At 59.3% G+C, this 16321-nt stretch carries 16 protein-coding genes; 12 read left to right on the top strand and 4 right to left on the bottom strand.

Annotation, left to right across the window (positions count from 1 at the left end):
- Positions 1 to 36: 36 nt before the first annotated feature.
- Positions 37 to 1227 carry a methionine adenosyltransferase gene (gene metK / locus J5M66_RS00800; RefSeq protein WP_024014624.1) on the bottom strand — a complete coding sequence of 397 codons (1191 nt, stop codon included), beginning with the start codon at positions 1225 to 1227 and terminating at the stop codon, positions 37 to 39.
- An 18-nt stretch (positions 1228 to 1245) separates the two neighbouring features.
- Positions 1246 to 2241 (bottom strand): metalloregulator ArsR/SmtB family transcription factor, encoded by a 996-nt coding sequence (locus J5M66_RS00795; RefSeq protein WP_024014623.1) that lies wholly within the window; start codon positions 2239 to 2241, stop codon positions 1246 to 1248.
- A gap of 259 nt (positions 2242 to 2500) precedes the next feature.
- Between J5M66_RS00795 and tkt the strand changes: the two genes are divergently transcribed.
- From tkt to J5M66_RS00755, 8 genes are all read left to right on the top strand, one after another.
- Complete coding sequence (gene tkt, locus J5M66_RS00790) at positions 2501 to 4498, top strand: transketolase (protein WP_024014622.1); 1998 nt, start codon at positions 2501 to 2503, stop codon at positions 4496 to 4498.
- A gap of 159 nt (positions 4499 to 4657) precedes the next feature.
- Positions 4658 to 5710, top strand: coding sequence for an erythrose-4-phosphate dehydrogenase (gene epd / locus J5M66_RS00785; protein ID WP_024014621.1), 1053 nt, complete (start codon positions 4658 to 4660; stop codon positions 5708 to 5710).
- A 12-nt stretch (positions 5711 to 5722) separates the two neighbouring features.
- On the top strand, positions 5723 to 6886 hold the full coding sequence (locus J5M66_RS00780) for a phosphoglycerate kinase (RefSeq protein WP_016772785.1): 1164 nt from the start codon (positions 5723 to 5725) through the stop codon (positions 6884 to 6886).
- Positions 6887 to 6920: 34 nt separating this feature from the next.
- Complete coding sequence (locus J5M66_RS00775) at positions 6921 to 7142, top strand: hypothetical protein (RefSeq protein WP_016772786.1); 222 nt, start codon at positions 6921 to 6923, stop codon at positions 7140 to 7142.
- Positions 7143 to 7199: 57 nt separating this feature from the next.
- On the top strand, positions 7200 to 7532 hold the full coding sequence (locus tag J5M66_RS00770; RefSeq protein WP_207807503.1) for an MliC family protein: 333 nt from the start codon (positions 7200 to 7202) through the stop codon (positions 7530 to 7532).
- A 263-nt stretch (positions 7533 to 7795) separates the two neighbouring features.
- Entirely contained in the window at positions 7796 to 8860 is a 1065-nt protein-coding gene (fba, locus tag J5M66_RS00765; protein ID WP_008081027.1) for a class II fructose-bisphosphate aldolase, read from the top strand.
- 146 nt (positions 8861 to 9006) lie between these two features.
- Positions 9007 to 9270, top strand: coding sequence for a helix-turn-helix domain-containing protein (locus J5M66_RS00760; protein WP_024014619.1), 264 nt, complete (start codon positions 9007 to 9009; stop codon positions 9268 to 9270).
- Positions 9263 to 10549, top strand: a complete 1287-nt coding sequence (locus J5M66_RS00755; RefSeq protein ID WP_207807502.1) for a type II toxin-antitoxin system HipA family toxin — start codon at positions 9263 to 9265, stop codon at positions 10547 to 10549. The genes J5M66_RS00760 and J5M66_RS00755 overlap by 8 nt, the downstream gene beginning before the upstream one ends.
- A 262-nt stretch (positions 10550 to 10811) precedes the next feature.
- On the opposite strand, the gene J5M66_RS00750 is transcribed toward J5M66_RS00755, so the two are convergent.
- The gene (locus tag J5M66_RS00750) at positions 10812 to 11480 is read right to left on the bottom strand and encodes a polysaccharide lyase family 7 protein (protein ID WP_016772792.1); all 669 of its coding nucleotides are present in this window, start codon (positions 11478 to 11480) and stop codon (positions 10812 to 10814) included.
- A 313-nt stretch (positions 11481 to 11793) separates the two neighbouring features.
- Between J5M66_RS00750 and J5M66_RS00745 the strand changes: the two genes are divergently transcribed.
- Genes J5M66_RS00745 through J5M66_RS00735 form a run of 3 tightly spaced genes read left to right on the top strand, consistent with a single transcriptional unit; the run spans position 11794 to position 14771 of the window.
- Positions 11794 to 13917: an EAL domain-containing protein gene (locus tag J5M66_RS00745; RefSeq protein WP_207807501.1), complete on the top strand. Its 2124-nt coding sequence runs from the start codon at positions 11794 to 11796 to the stop codon at positions 13915 to 13917.
- Positions 13918 to 13961: 44 nt separating this feature from the next.
- Positions 13962 to 14456 carry a M48 family metallopeptidase gene (locus J5M66_RS00740; protein ID WP_038861199.1) on the top strand — a complete coding sequence of 165 codons (495 nt, stop codon included), beginning with the start codon at positions 13962 to 13964 and terminating at the stop codon, positions 14454 to 14456.
- An 18-nt stretch (positions 14457 to 14474) separates the two neighbouring features.
- Entirely contained in the window at positions 14475 to 14771 is a 297-nt protein-coding gene (locus J5M66_RS00735) for a winged helix-turn-helix domain-containing protein (protein WP_016772794.1), read from the top strand.
- A 96-nt stretch (positions 14772 to 14867) separates the two neighbouring features.
- Here the strand turns inward: J5M66_RS00735 and J5M66_RS00730 are convergent, their stop codons facing one another.
- Complete coding sequence (locus J5M66_RS00730; RefSeq protein ID WP_056786498.1) at positions 14868 to 15320, bottom strand: GNAT family N-acetyltransferase; 453 nt, start codon at positions 15318 to 15320, stop codon at positions 14868 to 14870.
- 255 nt (positions 15321 to 15575) lie between these two features.
- Between J5M66_RS00730 and J5M66_RS00725 the strand changes: the two genes are divergently transcribed.
- The gene (locus J5M66_RS00725; protein ID WP_122699705.1) at positions 15576 to 16313 is read left to right on the top strand and encodes a transporter substrate-binding domain-containing protein; all 738 of its coding nucleotides are present in this window, start codon (positions 15576 to 15578) and stop codon (positions 16311 to 16313) included.
- Positions 16314 to 16321: the final 8 nt, after the last annotated feature.

Raw genomic sequence — 16321 nt, 5'->3', positions numbered from 1 at the left:
GCGCGAACCGTGCGGGGCTATCATGCAGCCAGGGTATTACAGGCCAGCGGCAGAACGCAGGGCGTCGGCGCGGTCGGTTTTTTCCCAGGTGAACGTGGTGAAGCTGTCTTCGCCAACGGTCTTGGTCTGCGGCGCACGACCGAAGTGGCCGTAGGCTGCGGTTTCCTGGTACATCGGGTGCAGCAGGTCGAGCATGGTGGTGATTGCGTAGGGACGCAGGTCGAACACTTCACGCACCAGTTTGATGATCTTGTCATCGCTGATCTTGCCGGTGCCGAAGGTGTTCAGCGAGATCGACGTAGGCTGGGCCACACCGATCGCGTAGGAAACCTGGATCTCGCAACGCTCGGCCAGGCCGGCCGCAACGATGTTCTTGGCCACGTAACGGCCAGCGTAGGCAGCCGAACGGTCAACCTTCGATGGATCCTTGCCGGAGAATGCGCCGCCGCCGTGACGGGCCATGCCGCCGTAGCTGTCGACGATGATCTTGCGGCCGGTCAGACCGCAGTCACCTACCGGGCCGCCAATGATGAACTGGCCGGTCGGGTTGATGTGGAACTGGGTGTCCTTGCTCAGCAGTTCGGCAGGCAGTACGTGCTTGACGATCAGCTCCATCACGCCTTCGCGCAGGTCTTTGTACGACACTTCCGGGTTGTGCTGGGTCGACAGGACAACAGCGTCGATGCCGACAACCTTGCCGCCTTCGTAACGGCAGGTCACTTGCGACTTGGCGTCCGGACGCAGCCAAGGCAGCAGGCCCGACTTGCGTGCTTCAGCCTGACGCTGCACCAGCTGGTGCGAGAAGGTGATCGGAGCTGGCATCAGCACGTCGGTTTCGTTGCTGGCGTAGCCGAACATCAGGCCCTGGTCGCCGGCGCCCTGATCTTCAGGCTTGGCGCGGTCAACGCCCTGGTTGATGTCAGGGGACTGCTTGCCGATGATGTTCATCACGCCGCAGGTCGCGCCGTCGAAGCCGACTTCGGAGCTGGTGTAGCCGATGTCGCAAATCACGTCACGAACGATCTGCTCCAGGTCGACCCAGGCGCTGGTGGTCACTTCACCGGCAACGATGGCCACGCCGGTCTTGACCAGGGTTTCCACGGCCACGCGAGCGTGTTTGTCCTGGGCAATAATGGCGTCCAGCACCGCATCGGAAATCTGGTCGGCGATTTTGTCCGGATGTCCTTCAGACACGGACTCGGAGGTGAAGAGGGAGTATTCGCTCATCTCGATGTTTTCCTGAATTTACCGATGGTGAGTGTCGCCAGCCGGTCGCTGAAAGTGGCGAACCTGGATCTGGAAACCATTACGTAAGCCTACATAGAGGCTTTCCCCGGGAACGAGTCCCGCAGCGGTGGCCCAACGGGCCAGATCGTCCTGTTCAAACCCCAACCAGAGATCACCGCAGGCCTCCCTGGCCCAACTCTGGTTGTGGCTACATAACTCTGTCACGAGCAGGCTACCGCCCGGTTGCAGCAAGTCGGCCATGTGCCTGAGCGCATCGGCCGGGGCGGCGAAATGGTGCAGGACCATGTTCAACACCACGCAATCGGCTTGAAGGCTTGTGCCGTTCAATGCATCGGCCAATTGCAGGCTGACGTTAGCCAGCTGTTCACGTTCACACACCTGACGCGCCAGTTCGAGCATCGCCGGGCTGTTGTCCAGCGCGGTTACGGTGCCGAAACGACGGGCCAGTTCCGGCAGAAAAGCACCATCGCCGGGGCCGACTTCAATGGCCGTGGCTGCACCATCGAAGTTCAGTTTGTCGAGCAGGGCCAGCACGCTGTCACGGTACTGCGGCAGGCCTGCGATCAAATCTTGTTGGGCACGGAATTTCTCCGCGACCCGGGCGAAAAAATCCCGGCTGGCGGCGGCACGCTGACCATGAACCTGCTCGATGCGTGCTTGCACTTCATCGGGCAGATCCAGATTGTCGACTTCTTCCAGCAATGCCGCGTGCAGCTTGCCGCCGAGCAATTCGCTGTGGGGCAGGGCACGACGATAAAAAATTGCGTTGCCCTCACGGCGTGTCGCCACCAGGTCGGCTTGCGCCAGCACCTTGAGGTGATGGCTCATGCCCGACTGGCCGATGCCGAAAATCTGCGCCAGCTCCAGCACGCCAAACGAATCGTTGGCCAGCGCGCGCAATACATTCAGCCGCAGCGGATCGCCGCCGGCCTTGCAGAGGGCCGCCAGCTCGTCGCAATCGTCATGGCGAATGGAAGGCACGCGTAAGTTCATAGGGCTGGCAGTCTAGAGACGGGGGCAAGGCACCGCAAGGTCAATATCAAAAAGTTTTGATATTGCTCGATAAATGGCACTTCTCGGCGGACGGCAGTCTCTACAAACGAATAGCGGAAAGGTTTCACCAAGCGAAACCTGTGCTATCGATTGGAAAAACGCCTGCCGATGACTATCTGTCATTGCCCCGAGGCGCATGGGTGAGGGAAAATGCCCTCCTTTTTTCCGTTTCAGTCTATTCACACCCAGGAGATCAGCGATGCCTAGCCGTCGTGAGCGTGCCAACGCCATTCGTGCCCTCAGCATGGATGCCGTGCAAAAAGCCAACAGCGGCCATCCCGGTGCCCCTATGGGTATGGCAGATATTGCCGAAGTGCTGTGGCGCGACTACCTCAAGCACAACCCGAGCAACCCGTCGTTCGCCGACCGTGACCGCTTCGTGCTGTCCAACGGCCACGGCTCGATGTTGATCTACTCGCTGCTGCACCTGACCGGCTACGACCTGTCCATCGACGACCTCAAGCAGTTCCGTCAACTGCACAGCCGCACTCCAGGCCACCCGGAATTCGGTTACACCCCGGGCGTCGAAACCACCACCGGCCCGCTGGGTCAGGGTCTGGCCAACGCCGTCGGTTTCGCTCTGGCTGAAAAAGTCATGGGCGCGCAGTTCAACCGTCCCGGCCACAACATCGTTGACCACCACACCTACGTGTTCCTCGGTGATGGCTGCATGATGGAAGGCATTTCCCACGAAGTCGCCTCCCTGGCCGGCACGCTGGGCCTGGGCAAGCTGATTGCCTTCTACGATGACAACGGCATTTCCATCGACGGTGAAGTCGAAGGCTGGTTCACCGATGACACGCCGAAGCGTTTCGAAGCCTACAACTGGCAGGTGATCCGCAACGTCGACGGCCATGATCCGGAAGAGATCAAGACCGCCATCGAAACCGCACGCAAGAGCGCTCAACCGACGCTGATCTGCTGCAAGACCACCATCGGTTTCGGTTCGCCGAACAAGCAGGGCAAGGAAGATTGCCACGGCGCCCCACTGGGTGACGCGGAAATCGCCCTGACCCGTCAGGCGCTGAACTGGAACCACGGCCCGTTCGAAATCCCGGCCGAGATCTATGCCGAGTGGGACGCCAAAGAAGCTGGTCGCGCGGTTGAAGCCGAGTGGGATCAGCGTTTCGCCGCTTACTCCGCTGCATTCCCGACTGAAGCCAACGAGCTGATCCGTCGTCTGAGCGGCGAACTGCCGGCCGACTTCTCGGAAAAAGCCTCGGCCTACATCGCCGAAGTCGCGGCCAAGGGCGAAACCATCGCCAGCCGCAAAGCCAGCCAGAACACCCTCAACGCCTTCGGCCCGCTGCTGCCGGAAATGCTCGGCGGTTCGGCTGACCTCGCCGGTTCCAACCTGACCCTGTGGAAAGGCTGCAAAGGCGTCAGCGCTGAAGACGCCAGCGGCAACTACATGTACTACGGCGTGCGCGAGTTCGGCATGACCGCGATCATGAACGGCGTCGCCCTGCACGGCGGTCTGGTGCCTTACGGCGCGACCTTCCTGATGTTCATGGAATACGCACGCAACGCCGTACGTATGTCGGCTTTGATGAAGAAGCGCGTGATCCACGTCTACACCCACGACTCCATCGGTCTGGGCGAAGACGGCCCGACGCACCAGCCGATCGAGCAATTGACCAGCCTGCGCAGCACGCCGAACCTCGACACCTGGCGCCCAGCCGATGCCGTGGAATCGGCAGTGGCGTGGAAAAACGCTCTGGAGCGCAAGGACGGCCCTTCGGCGCTGATCTTCTCCCGGCAGAACCTGCAGCACCAGGAACGCGACGCTGGCCAGATTGCCAACATCAGCCGGGGCGGCTATGTGCTCAAGGATTGCGCAGGCGAGCCTGAGCTGATCCTGATCGCCACCGGTTCGGAAGTCGGTCTGGCGGTTCAAGCCTTCGACAAACTGACCGAGCAGGGCCGCAAGGTTCGCGTGGTCTCGATGCCTTGCACCAGCGCGTTTGATGCTCAGGATGCGGAGTACAAGCAGTCGGTTCTGCCGTTGCAGGTCAGCGCGCGTATTGCCATCGAAGCGGCCCATGCCGATTTCTGGTTCAAGTACGTGGGTCTGGAAGGTCGCGTGATCGGCATGACCACCTACGGTGAGTCGGCGCCGGCTTCGGCATTGTTCGAAGAGTTCGGTTTTACGCTGGAAAACATCCTCGGTCAGGCTGAAGAGCTGCTGGAAGACTAAGCAGTACGAATGCGGTGGCCCTGGCTGCCGCGTTCCCCAGTAGGAACTGCCGAAGGCTGCGATCTTTTGATCTTGATCTTAAAAAACAGGATCAAAAGATCGCAGCCTTCTGCAGCTCCTACATGGGATTGTGTTGTTAGCGAATCTATCGAGAACCCCATGCCTCAACCGCGTCCCTACAAAGTTGCACTCAACGGCTACGGCCGCATTGGTCGTTGCGTCTTGCGGGCGTTGTTCGAGCGCGGCGCGAAGGCCGGGTTTGAAATTGTCGCGATCAACGATCTGGCCGACATGGCCAGCATCGAATACCTGACACGCTTCGACTCCACCCACGGCCGCTTTCCCGGCGAAGTGCGGGTTGAGGGCGATTGTCTGCATATCAATGGCGACTGCGTGAAGGTCCTGCGCAGTGCCACCCCTGAAGGCATCGATTGGGCGTCGCTGGGCGTCGATCTGGTGCTGGAATGCTCCGGCGCTTACCACACCCGTGCCGATGGCCAGCGATTTCTCGATGCCGGCGCGCCGCGCGTGCTGTTCTCGCAGCCGATGGCCAGCGAAGCGGATGTCGACGCCACCATCGTCTACGGCGTTAATCAGGACTGCCTGACCGGCGACGAACTGCTGGTGTCCAACGCCTCCTGCACCACCAACTGCGGCGTGCCGCTGCTGCGTCTGCTCGATCAGGCGATCGGTCTGGATTACGTGTCGATCACCACCATTCACTCGGCAATGAACGATCAGCCGGTGATCGACGCCTATCATGACGAAGACCTGCGCCGCACGCGTTCGGCGTTCCAGTCGGTGATCCCGGTGTCCACTGGTCTGGCGCGTGGTATCGAGCGCCTGCTGCCGGAACTTGCCGGGCGAATTCAGGCCAAAGCCGTGCGCGTGCCGACAGTCAACGTGTCCTGCCTCGACATCACGATGCAGACCGCCACCGCGACTGACGCCAACGAGGTCAACCGGATCCTGCGCGAAGCCGCCACCAGCGGCCCGCTCAAAGGCCTTTTGGCCTACACCGAGTTGCCGCACGCCAGCTGTGATTTCAACCATGACCCACATTCGGCCATCGTCGATGCCAGTCAGACCCGTGTTTCCGGCCCCAAACTGGTGAACATCCTGGCCTGGTTCGACAACGAATGGGGTTTTGCCAACCGAATGCTGGACGTAGCAGACCACTATCTGCAAACAGCAACTTCAAAAAAACCGTAGGAAGTGCGACCCATGACCGTGTTGAAGATGTCCGACCTCGATCTGCAAGGTAAGCGCGTATTGATCCGCGAAGACCTCAACGTCCCCGTCAAGGACGGTGTTGTCACCAGCGACGCGCGCATCCTGGCTTCGCTGCCGACCATCAAGCTGGCCCTGGAAAAAGGTGCGGCAGTGATGGTCTGCTCGCACCTGGGCCGCCCGACCGAAGGCGAATTCTCCGCCGAAAACAGCCTGAAACCTGTCGCCGATTACCTGAGCAAAGCGCTGGGCCGTGAAGTGCCGCTGGTGGCTGATTACCTCGGCGGTGTCGAGGTCAAGGCCGGCGACATCGTGCTGTTCGAAAACGTGCGCTTCAACAAGGGCGAGAAAAAGAACGCCGACGATCTGGCTCAGCAATACGCGGCCCTGTGCGACGTGTTCGTGATGGATGCTTTCGGTACCGCTCACCGCGCCGAAGGTTCGACCCATGGTGTCGCCAAGTTCGCCAAAGTCGCCGCTGCCGGCCCGTTGCTGGCCGCTGAACTGGACGCACTGGGCAAAGCCCTGGGCGCGCCGGCCAAGCCAATGGCGGCCATTGTTGCCGGCTCCAAGGTCTCGACCAAACTCGACGTGCTCAACAGCCTGAGCCAGATCTGCGATCAACTGATCGTCGGCGGCGGCATCGCCAACACCTTTCTCGCTGCCGCCGGCCACCCGGTCGGCAAGTCGCTGTATGAACCGGACCTGCTCGACACCGCCCGTGAAATCGCGGCGAAAGTCAGCGTGCCGTTGCCGGTTGACGTCGTGGTCGCCAAGGAATTTGCCGAAAGCGCTGAAGCGACTGTGAAGCTGATCGCTGATGTTGCGGCTGACGACATGATTCTCGACATCGGCCCGCAAACCGCGGCCAACTTCGCCGAGCTGCTGAAGTCGTCGAAAACCATTCTGTGGAACGGCCCGGTCGGCGTGTTCGAGTTCGATCAGTTCGGCAACGGCACCAAAGTGCTGGCCCAGGCCATTGCCGAAAGCTCGGCATTCTCCATTGCTGGCGGTGGCGACACCCTGGCGGCGATCGATAAATATGGCGTGGCTGAGCAAATCTCCTACATTTCCACCGGTGGTGGCGCGTTCCTCGAATTCGTCGAAGGCAAGGTTCTGCCTGCCGTTGAAGTCCTGGAAAGCCGGGCCAAGGCCTGAGGCCGCCCGTTTGGCCAGGCAAAGGAGTGTTCACATGGTCAAGTCGTTAGCGCTGTTGTTGCTGACCGGTACGCTGGCGGCCTGCGGGAGCACCCCGAAGGCTGACGCCACGCCAGCACCGAGCGAACCGCAGAAGGGCTGTTATCAGGCCGACTGGCAGGCCGAAACCAACCCGGTGCTGAACAAGCGCTCGGGTCCGGACGGCCTGGACAAATACGAGACGCAAACCCCGGTCAAGGAACATGGTTGTCCTTGACGGGTCTGACTCTTTAACTCAGGGCTGGCGGCGTGCGTCGTCAGTCGAGGAACACGGATGAAAGGTTTGATCGCCATTGCGGCGTTGGCATTGTTGGGCGGTTGCGCGCAGTTGAGCCTGTTTCAGTCGTCGGCCCCGGCAGACGACTGGACGACCTGGACCTGCGACAGTCAGGCCAAGGTGTTGTGGCGTTACGCCGATGCCGGACAGAAGGAAGTCGACGTTCGCCTCGGCGGCGGTGATCAGGTCTATCGCCTGAAAGAAGAGCCGGGCGCCTCGGGCACGCTGTACAGCGATGGCATGCTGGCGTTTCACGTCAAGGATGACGAAGGCCTGGTGTACTGGGTCGCCACCAATGACCTCATTGGCCGTGGTTGCAAGGCCGACTAACACGATTGAATTGGTGTACAGAGATCCAAATGTGGGAGCGAGCCTGCTCGCGAAAGCAATCTTGCCGTCGATGATGCAGTGTCTGTCAGACCGCTTTCGCGAGCAGGCTCGCTCCCACAGGGATTCTCTGTTGTTCACACAGTTTTGGTAACGCCGAATCACCAGACCGGGCCTCAACCCCCGATCTGCATTAACTTGAATAGCCGCCGCCGCTCCGGCAGGCTGGCATGATCAACGACCCTCAACCGGGAGAGACACACACAATGGCACTTATCAGCATGCGCCAGATGCTGGACCACGCAGCCGAGTTCGGCTACGGCGTTCCAGCCTTCAACGTCAACAACCTTGAGCAGATGCGCGCCATCATGGAAGCCGCTGACAAGACTGACTCCCCGGTGATTGTCCAGGCTTCGGCCGGCGCCCGCAAATACGCCGGCGCGCCATTCCTGCGTCACTTGATCCTGGCGGCGATCGAAGAATTCCCGCACATCCCGGTGTGCATGCACCAGGACCACGGCACCAGCCCTGACGTCTGCCAGCGTTCGATTCAACTGGGCTTCAGCTCGGTGATGATGGACGGCTCGCTGGGCGAAGACGGCAAGACCCCGACCGACTACGACTACAACGTCCGCGTTACCCAACAAACCGTCGCCATGGCCCACGCCTGCGGCGTTTCGGTAGAAGGCGAGCTGGGCTGCCTGGGTTCGCTGGAAACCGGCATGGCCGGTGAAGAAGACGGCATCGGCGCCGAAGGCGTTCTGGATCACAGCCAGATGCTGACCGACCCGGAAGAAGCCGCTGACTTCGTCAAACGCACCCAGGTCGACGCCCTGGCCATCGCTATCGGCACCAGCCACGGCGCCTACAAGTTCACCAAGCCACCCACCGGCGACGTGCTGGCGATCGACCGCATCAAGGAAATCCACAAGCGCATCCCCAACACCCACCTGGTGATGCACGGTTCGTCCTCCGTGCCACAAGAGTGGCTGGCGATCATCAATCAGTACGGCGGCGACATCAAAGAAACCTACGGCGTCCCGGTTGAAGAAATCGTCGAAGGCATCAAGCACGGCGTGCGCAAGGTCAACATCGACACCGACCTGCGCTTGGCATCGACCGGTGCGATGCGTCGCCTGATGGCCACCAACCCGAGCGAGTTCGACCCACGTAAATTCTTCGGCGCCACCGTGACAGCAATGCGCGATGTATGTATCGCTCGTTATGAAGCGTTCGGTACCGCCGGTAATGCCTCGAAGATCAAACCGATCTCGCTGGAAGCGATGTACCAGCGTTATCTGAAGGGTGAGTTGAACGCCAAGGTCAACTGAGCCTGAGTGTTGAGCTGATTAAAAAGAAACCCGCCGAGAGGCGGGTTTTTTTGTGGTGCAAACGCTGTGACGAGACATCGGGACCCTTTTGCTTGATATGTCACCTAAAGTGGACTTTACTAGCGATAATCTATTTAAAGTCCGATATGGGTGACATTTTGCTTCTCGATAATCCAGCAACGTTTGCCCAGCGTATTCGCCAATTGCGCAAAGCCAAGGGCTACAGTCAGGCGCTGCTTGCGCATAGGGCTCATTGCAGCCGCAAAACCATCATCGATCTCGAAGCAGGCGAAAACGTCGCTTTTTATACCGTGTTTAGAGTCATTGCCGCGTTAGGCATGGCGTTGGAGATTGTCGATAACCGAATCGATCTCAAATCACTCGCCGAATTGGTGGAGCATGATGAGTAAGGTGAAACGACTGAATGTCATGACGCCTCAGGGCCATTCCGGCGAGTTGTCCAAAGGTTCGCAGTTTTCATTCGCTTACCAGTCAGCGTCGCCACTCAGAGAAGTTTCTCTGGTCATGCCCTATGACCCGACACCGTCGGTGAGCAGCGTATTGCAGCCCATCTTCGATATGAATGTGCCTGAGGGATATCTGGCCGACCAAATCAAGCGGCGCATGGCCAAGCATATGCAAGTGGATGAAATGCGCCTGTTGTCCGTCATTGGCGGTAATCAGATCGGTCGCCTCACGTATGAGAATCCGGTAGAACCTTCAGGCCCTGTTCGTGCGCAGGTCGGCCTGCAGGAGATCCTGTCGGCGGACACCTCTCAGCATGTTTTCGGTTTTTTGGTCGAAACCTACTTCGAGTCGGGCATTTCAGGTGTTCAGCCCAAGGTTCTGGTGCCCGATCTGGACAAGCTGACTGGTAGCCGAAAAACAGTGATCAGCTCCGACCTTATCGTCAAATCAGGAGCGGAAGAGTATGAGCACCTGGCTCAAAACGAGTTTCTGTGTCAGGAAGCAGCGCGGCTGGCTGGACTTCACACGCCGCCTTTCTGGCTTTCCGATAACGGTGAGCTGTTTGTCATGGAGCGTTTTGATCTGACGGCATCTGATCGCCTTGGCTTTGAAGACATGGCGGTGCTGCTGGGGTTAAACAAGGATCCCCACGATAACTATAAATATTCGCAGAGCTACGAAACCCTTGCTGCAGTGATCCGTCAGGTATGCAGACATGCCGACCCGATACGAGAACTGGAACGATTTTTTTCATCCGTCTGTCTTTCGGTCATGGTGCGTAACGGCGATGCGCATTTGAAAAACTTCGGGGTGACCTACACGCACCCTGCGGCCACTGAAACGGTGCAGTTGGCGCCGGTATACGATGTCACGACCACAACCGTATACGAGAACTACAACCCCAGGACCGGGCGATCGCTGGTTGACCGTACTCTCGCCATCAAGATGAACAAGGCCAAAGCTTATCCGGATCGTCAGCAATTGATTGAGTTTGGTCGTAAACACTGCGCTGTGGATAAGCCAACACTGATCGTCGACCGGATAGCCGAGGCAATGAGTCAGGCGCTTTTGATTCACCGACCACGGATAGACGTTGAATTGTTTGCAAGGATGCAACGCGAATGGGACACCGGGCGCATGGTCGCGTTGAATGACTCGGTCGGTTCTGGTTTGAAGCGTCATCCTTTATCAAGCGGTAGAAAGGAAAAGGCTGATAAATGATAAGCGGTGTACCGCTACCGTGACATTTGCTTCTCAAAGTCGCGTATACGCGACATTTCGCCAAGGCAGCGGCCCGCATGTGGAGGTGGCGCAGTCCGCAGCCTACCCCTGAAGCCCTTGCAGGAGTGAGCCTGCTCGCGATAGCGGAGTTACAGACGCATGAATATTTGAATGACACACCGCTATCGCGAGCAGGCTCACTCCTACAATTGGAGCGAATGTGGTCTGCAAGTTATGGGTTGTTTGTCATTTTGGCGGCTAGCTACTTGTCGTGGTCAATATCCAGTTTGGTAAACGTCACCTGCCCACCTTCGCTGGTATACCCGGTGTTGTCCTGCACATACACCCCAGCCTTGAAGTACAGCGGCTTGTCGCGCCAGGTCGCGCTGATCTGGGAGTCCCATTGATACCCCGCCGCACTTACGCCCAGTGCGCCGCCGGGACTTAGGTGGATCAGGTAGTTGAATTCACGATCAAGCTTGACGCCGGTGGCGAGGGTGATGACGCGGCTTTCGGCGTCGTCCGGGCGCATGCGCACTTTAATCACCAGATTGCCGGTCTGGGTTTTTTCCTTGTACTGGTATTCGAGCTTGACCATCGGCCGCTGGCTTTCGTACGCGTGGATCTGGCCAATGACGATCTTGCCCGAGCTCGGCACCTTGTTCACCGCGAGGGTGGCGCGCAGCAGGTTGTCGGCGTCCGGGTAGTACCAGTTGCGCAGGGTGCCGTTGCTGTAGGTTTCGCGCAGTTCGGTACGCGGGTAGATGGCGTTTTCGGTTTTCGAGCCAGTCACCGGGGACCAGAAGAACAGGGTGCCGGTGTCGGAATGGAAGTACTGATCCTTGAAACCATCCACCAGTTTTGAGGTTTCAACGGTGTACGGCGGGCTGCCAACAGGAACGCTGAGGTTCCAGGTTGCGAGGTCGATCATGACGGTTCTTCCAATCAATTCATCCGGAACGCCGGTGCCAGAAGCTCTAGCCCGCGCGTTTTCGGGCGTCTTTATAAGCGTAGCGGCAATTTTTGTTAATGCCCGCCCGGCGATTACTTGACGTCAAAGTCCTGTCGAAATGCCATCTCGCCCGGTTTTCGGGGGCTCTGGCGGTGACCGTTAGTCGGCTCGACGGAACATTGGCCAAATGATGGCGTGACGACAGCTTCTGCTTTGCGGCATCCGCGTCTAGAGTGAAGGCTCAGTTACGTCTATGGTTTTGCCGGCAACCGGTCCCGATAAGAGAAGCAGCATGGAATGCGCGCAACCCCAGCCAGGTGAAGGCAGCTCGGTCCTTTTGATCGTCGATGATTACCCCGAAAATCTGATCAGCATGCGCGCGTTGCTGCAGCGTCAGGATTGGCACGTGATGACCGCCGCCTCCGGTTTCGAGGCGCTGAACCTTTTGCTCGAACACGACATCGACCTGGTCCTGCTTGATGTGCAGATGCCCGGCATGGACGGTTTCGAGGTCGCACGGTTGATGCGCGGCAGCCAGCGTACGCGGCTGACACCGATCATTTTCCTCACCGCCAACGAGCAATCCCAGGACGCCGTGATCAAGGGCTATGCCAGCGGCGCGGTGGATTACCTGTTCAAGCCGTTCGATCCGCAAATCCTCAAGCCCAAGGTCCAGGCGCTGCTCGAGCACCAGCGCAATCGCCGTGCCCTGCAACGCCTCAGTCATGACCTGGAAGTGGCGCGCGCCTTCAATGCCTCGGTGCTGGACAACGCCGCCGAAGGCATTCTGGTGTTGAGCGAGGACGGCGTGATCCGCTTTGCCAACCCGGCGATTTCGCGACTGCTCAATGCGCCGGTGAAGGATCTGGAAGGCAAGGAGTTTCTCGATTTCCTGCAGAAGCCACACATTCCCCTGTGGGTCGATTCCGAGTTCTACGCCGGTTACCAGCGCGGTGAAACCCTGCGCCTGCATGATGCGTTGCTGCGCACGGCGCCGGGGCAGCAAGTGCCGGTGGCATTGTCCTGCGCGCCGCTGCCCTCGGAGCAGCACGCGATGGTGGTGACGGTGCTGGACATGTCGGTGGTGCGTCACTTGCACCAGCAACTGGAATTCCAGGCGGTAACCGATCCGCTGACCGGGCTGCTCAACCGGCGCGGGTTCTACCAGACCGTGGAAAACCTGTTGTTGCGCGGGGAACGCAGCGACAGCAGCTGGGTGCTGCTCTACCTCGATCTCGATGGCTTCAAACGGGTCAATGATTCCCTCGGCCATGACGCCGGCGACCGCGTGTTGCGCTGGGTTTCCGAGCAACTGAAGGCGTGCCTGCGGCCGTTCGATATTCTCGCGCGCATGGGCGGCGATGAATTCACCGCGCTGCTGGATCTGGAGTTTCCCGAGCAAGCGGCGAAGATTGCCGAAAAACTCATCGAACGGGTATCGGTCTGTCAGCAGATCGAAGGCCTGGATATCGTCCTTGGCGCCAGTATCGGCATCGCTACTTATCCCGACTGTGGCCGTAACCTCGACGGTTTGCTGCGCGCTTCGGACATTGCCATGTACGAAGCCAAGCGTGCCGGGCGCCAGCAATATCGTTTCTATGATCATGAAATGAACGGCCGCGCGCGTTCGCGTCTGATGCTTGAAGACAGCGTGCGCGAGGCCATCGAGAATCGTGATTTCAATCTGGTCTATCAGCCGCAGGTGGCGATCGGCAGCGGACAGATCCGTGGGTTCGAAGCGTTGCTGCGCTGGCAGCATCCGAGCGTCGGCGATGTGCCGCCGGGGTTGTTTCTGCCGTTGCTGGAAGAGGCGCGCTTGATCAGTCGCCTCGGCAGCTGGATCTATCACCGTGGCGCCGGTCAGCGCAAAGCTTGGGAAACCTTGTTCGCCGAAGACCTGGTGCTCGGCGTGAGCCTGAGCAACACCCAGTTCGGCCTGCCGAATCTGGTCACTGAATTGCGTCAAGTCATGGAACGCCATGCGCTGCAACCGCGGCAACTGGAAGTCGAGGTCACCGAAGAAGCGTTGATGCAAAACCCGGACGAAACCCGCAAGCAACTGCGGCTGCTGCGTCATCTCGGGGTGCGCGTGGCGCTGGATGATTTTGGTTCGGGGCCGTGCTCGCTGGCGCATCTGCGCGATCTCGAACTGGATACGCTGAAACTCGACCGCCACTTGATCGCGCGCCTGCCGGACTCGCCACGTGATGCGGCGCTGGTGCGCATGGTCATCGATCTGTGCAAGCAATACGGTCTGCTGGTGATTGCCGAAGGAGTGGAAACCCTCGAGCAATATCAGTGGCTGCAAACCCATGGTTGCGAATACGTGCAGGGCTTCCTCGTCGCGCGGCCGTTGATCGCCGAAGACGCGGTCAGCTTCGTTGAACCGTTTGACTGGAGCGCGTTGCCCGGTTGAATTCGCTACACTGGCGGACCTTTTTCGAACCGCGTCGCTCGTCCATGACTGTGTTGAAGTACCTCCAGGCCTACCCCGCACAATTGCAGGATCAGGTGCGCCAACTGATAGCCGAAGGGCGCCTGGGTGAATACCTGAATCAGCGCTATTCAGGGCGACACGACGTGCAGAGTGACAAGGCCTTGTACAGCTACGCGCTGGATCTCAAACAGCAGTACATGCGCAATGCGCCGGCCATCGACAAAGTGCTGTTCGACAACCGCCTCGACCTGACCCACCGCGCGCTCGGTCTGCACACCACGGTGTCGCGGGTGCAGGGCGGCAAGCTCAAGGCCAACAAGGAAATCCGCATCGCCGCGCTGTTCAAGGACGCCGCGCCGGATTTTCTGAAGATGATCGTGGTGCACGAGCTGGCGCACTTCAAGGAATCGGATCACAACAAGGCGTTCTATAAACTGTGCGAGCACATGCTGCCGGGGTATCACCAGATCGAGTTCGATCTGCGTGTGTACCTGACGTGGCGGGATATGCAGGCTTGACCAATCAGGAAGGTGTGGATGGACGTCAGCAAGACCAAGAGCAGTTTCTATCGCCGTTTGTACGTGGCTTATCTGATCGATAGCGGCCTGGCGCCGAGTGTGCCGACGCTGACCGAAGTCACCGGCATGCCGCGACGCACGGCGCAGGACACGATTGCCGCGCTGGCCGATCTGGACATCATCTGTGAGTTCGAACAGGAAGAGGGCGCGCGCAATCATGCCGGGCGCTATCGGATTCGTGAGTGGGGAGCGATTGATCGCGGCTGGATCGAGCGCAATTTGCGGCAGATAAAAGCGGTGCTGGAATACCCCTGATTCCTGCGCGGACGGTTCTGGCGCCTTCGCGAGCAGGCTCGCTCCCACAATGGATATGCATTCCCTGTGGGAGCGAGCCTGCTCGCGAAAGGGCCTTCAGGACCGACGCATGCCGATGTGCGGAATGTCATCCTCGAGATATTCCTCGCCGACTGCGACAAACCCGTACTTGCCGTAATACCCCTGCAAGTGTGCCTGCGCCGACAGATAGATCGGCACCTGCGGCCAGTGCTTTTCGGCCTGCTTCAGCGCCTGTTCCATCATCGCGTGGCCCAACCCTTTGCCACGGCCGGCGGGCGCGGTCACCACGCGGCCAATCACCACGTCGCCGCCTTGGGATTCCGGGTCCAGCAGGCGCAGATAAGCCATCAGCTGATCATCCTCCCAGCCCATCAGGTGATGGGTATCGCCCTCCAGATCCTGGCCGTCGAGGTCTGGATAAGCACATTTCTGTTCGACCACGAATACGTCAGAGCGCAGCTTCAACAAGGCGTACAACTGCTCTTTGCCCAAATCGCGATGATGTTTGCAGATCCACTCGATTGTCATTTTTCGATTCCTTGACCATGTCGCCCGATACTAAGCGCAGCAGCGCCGTATGTCTGTATGGCGCAACAGTCTGTGATAAAGGTCAAAATGCCACTATTCCTTTCTCGCGCTGGCTGCGACTTTGTGTAATCTGCTCAAGAGCACTGTCCACGGGCTCCCATGAGCTAATGTTCAATGCTTGGGTTTTGCCGATAAGGGGCCTTGGGTTTTGACGTGAAACCACGTCGGGCGGTTGCCCGCTGAGGATGTTCAAGCATGCTGCGATTGCTTCAAGCCGTTGCTTTGATCGGACTGCTGGTGCTGGGCCAGGATGCTGCGGCGCAGAAGCTGCGGCTGGCGTTCGATAATTGGCCGCCGTTTACCGACGATGCACTGGTCAACGGTGGACTGGCCACTGACATTGTCAGCACCGCACTGGCTCGCGCCGGTTATGCCAGCGGTTACGAGCAAGTGCCATGGGCGCGCGCATTGCTGGGGATTGGCGAGGGGCGTTACGACGTGCTGGTCAACGCTTGGTACAACGACGAGCGCACGCAGATCGGCCAGTTTTCCGGTGAGTACCTGATCAACCGCATCCGCTTCCTCAAGCGTAAAGACGCACCCATTGAATACAACAGCCTCGAGCAACTGCACACCTATCCGATTGCGGTGGTGCGCGGCTATGCCTATTCCGCCCCTTTCGATGCCGACACGGCGATGCAGAAAGTGCCCGTGCACAACTTCGCCATGGGCGTGCGCATGCTCGCGGCGGATCGGGTCAAGCTGACGCTTGAAGATGAGTACGTAGCGAAGTATTACCTGGCGCGGGAATCGGCCAAGGTGCGCAATTCGGTGGAGTTCCTATCCAAGCCGTTGAGTGAGAACAGCCTGCATATTCTGGTCAGCCTGAAGAATCCGCAGCATGAGCAGATCGTCGCCGGGTTTGACCGGGCGATTGCAGCGATGAAGGCTGACGGGACTTATGAGAAGTTATTGCGGCGGCATGGAATGTAGTTGGGAGC

The organism is Pseudomonas sp. 67(2021), assembly GCF_017491835.1.
In the GTDB taxonomy this organism is placed as follows: Bacteria; Pseudomonadota; Gammaproteobacteria; order Pseudomonadales; family Pseudomonadaceae; genus Aquipseudomonas; species Aquipseudomonas atacamensis.
The sequence above is the reverse complement of the archived record's forward strand: the minus strand, read 5'-3'. Positions and strand labels throughout refer to the sequence as shown.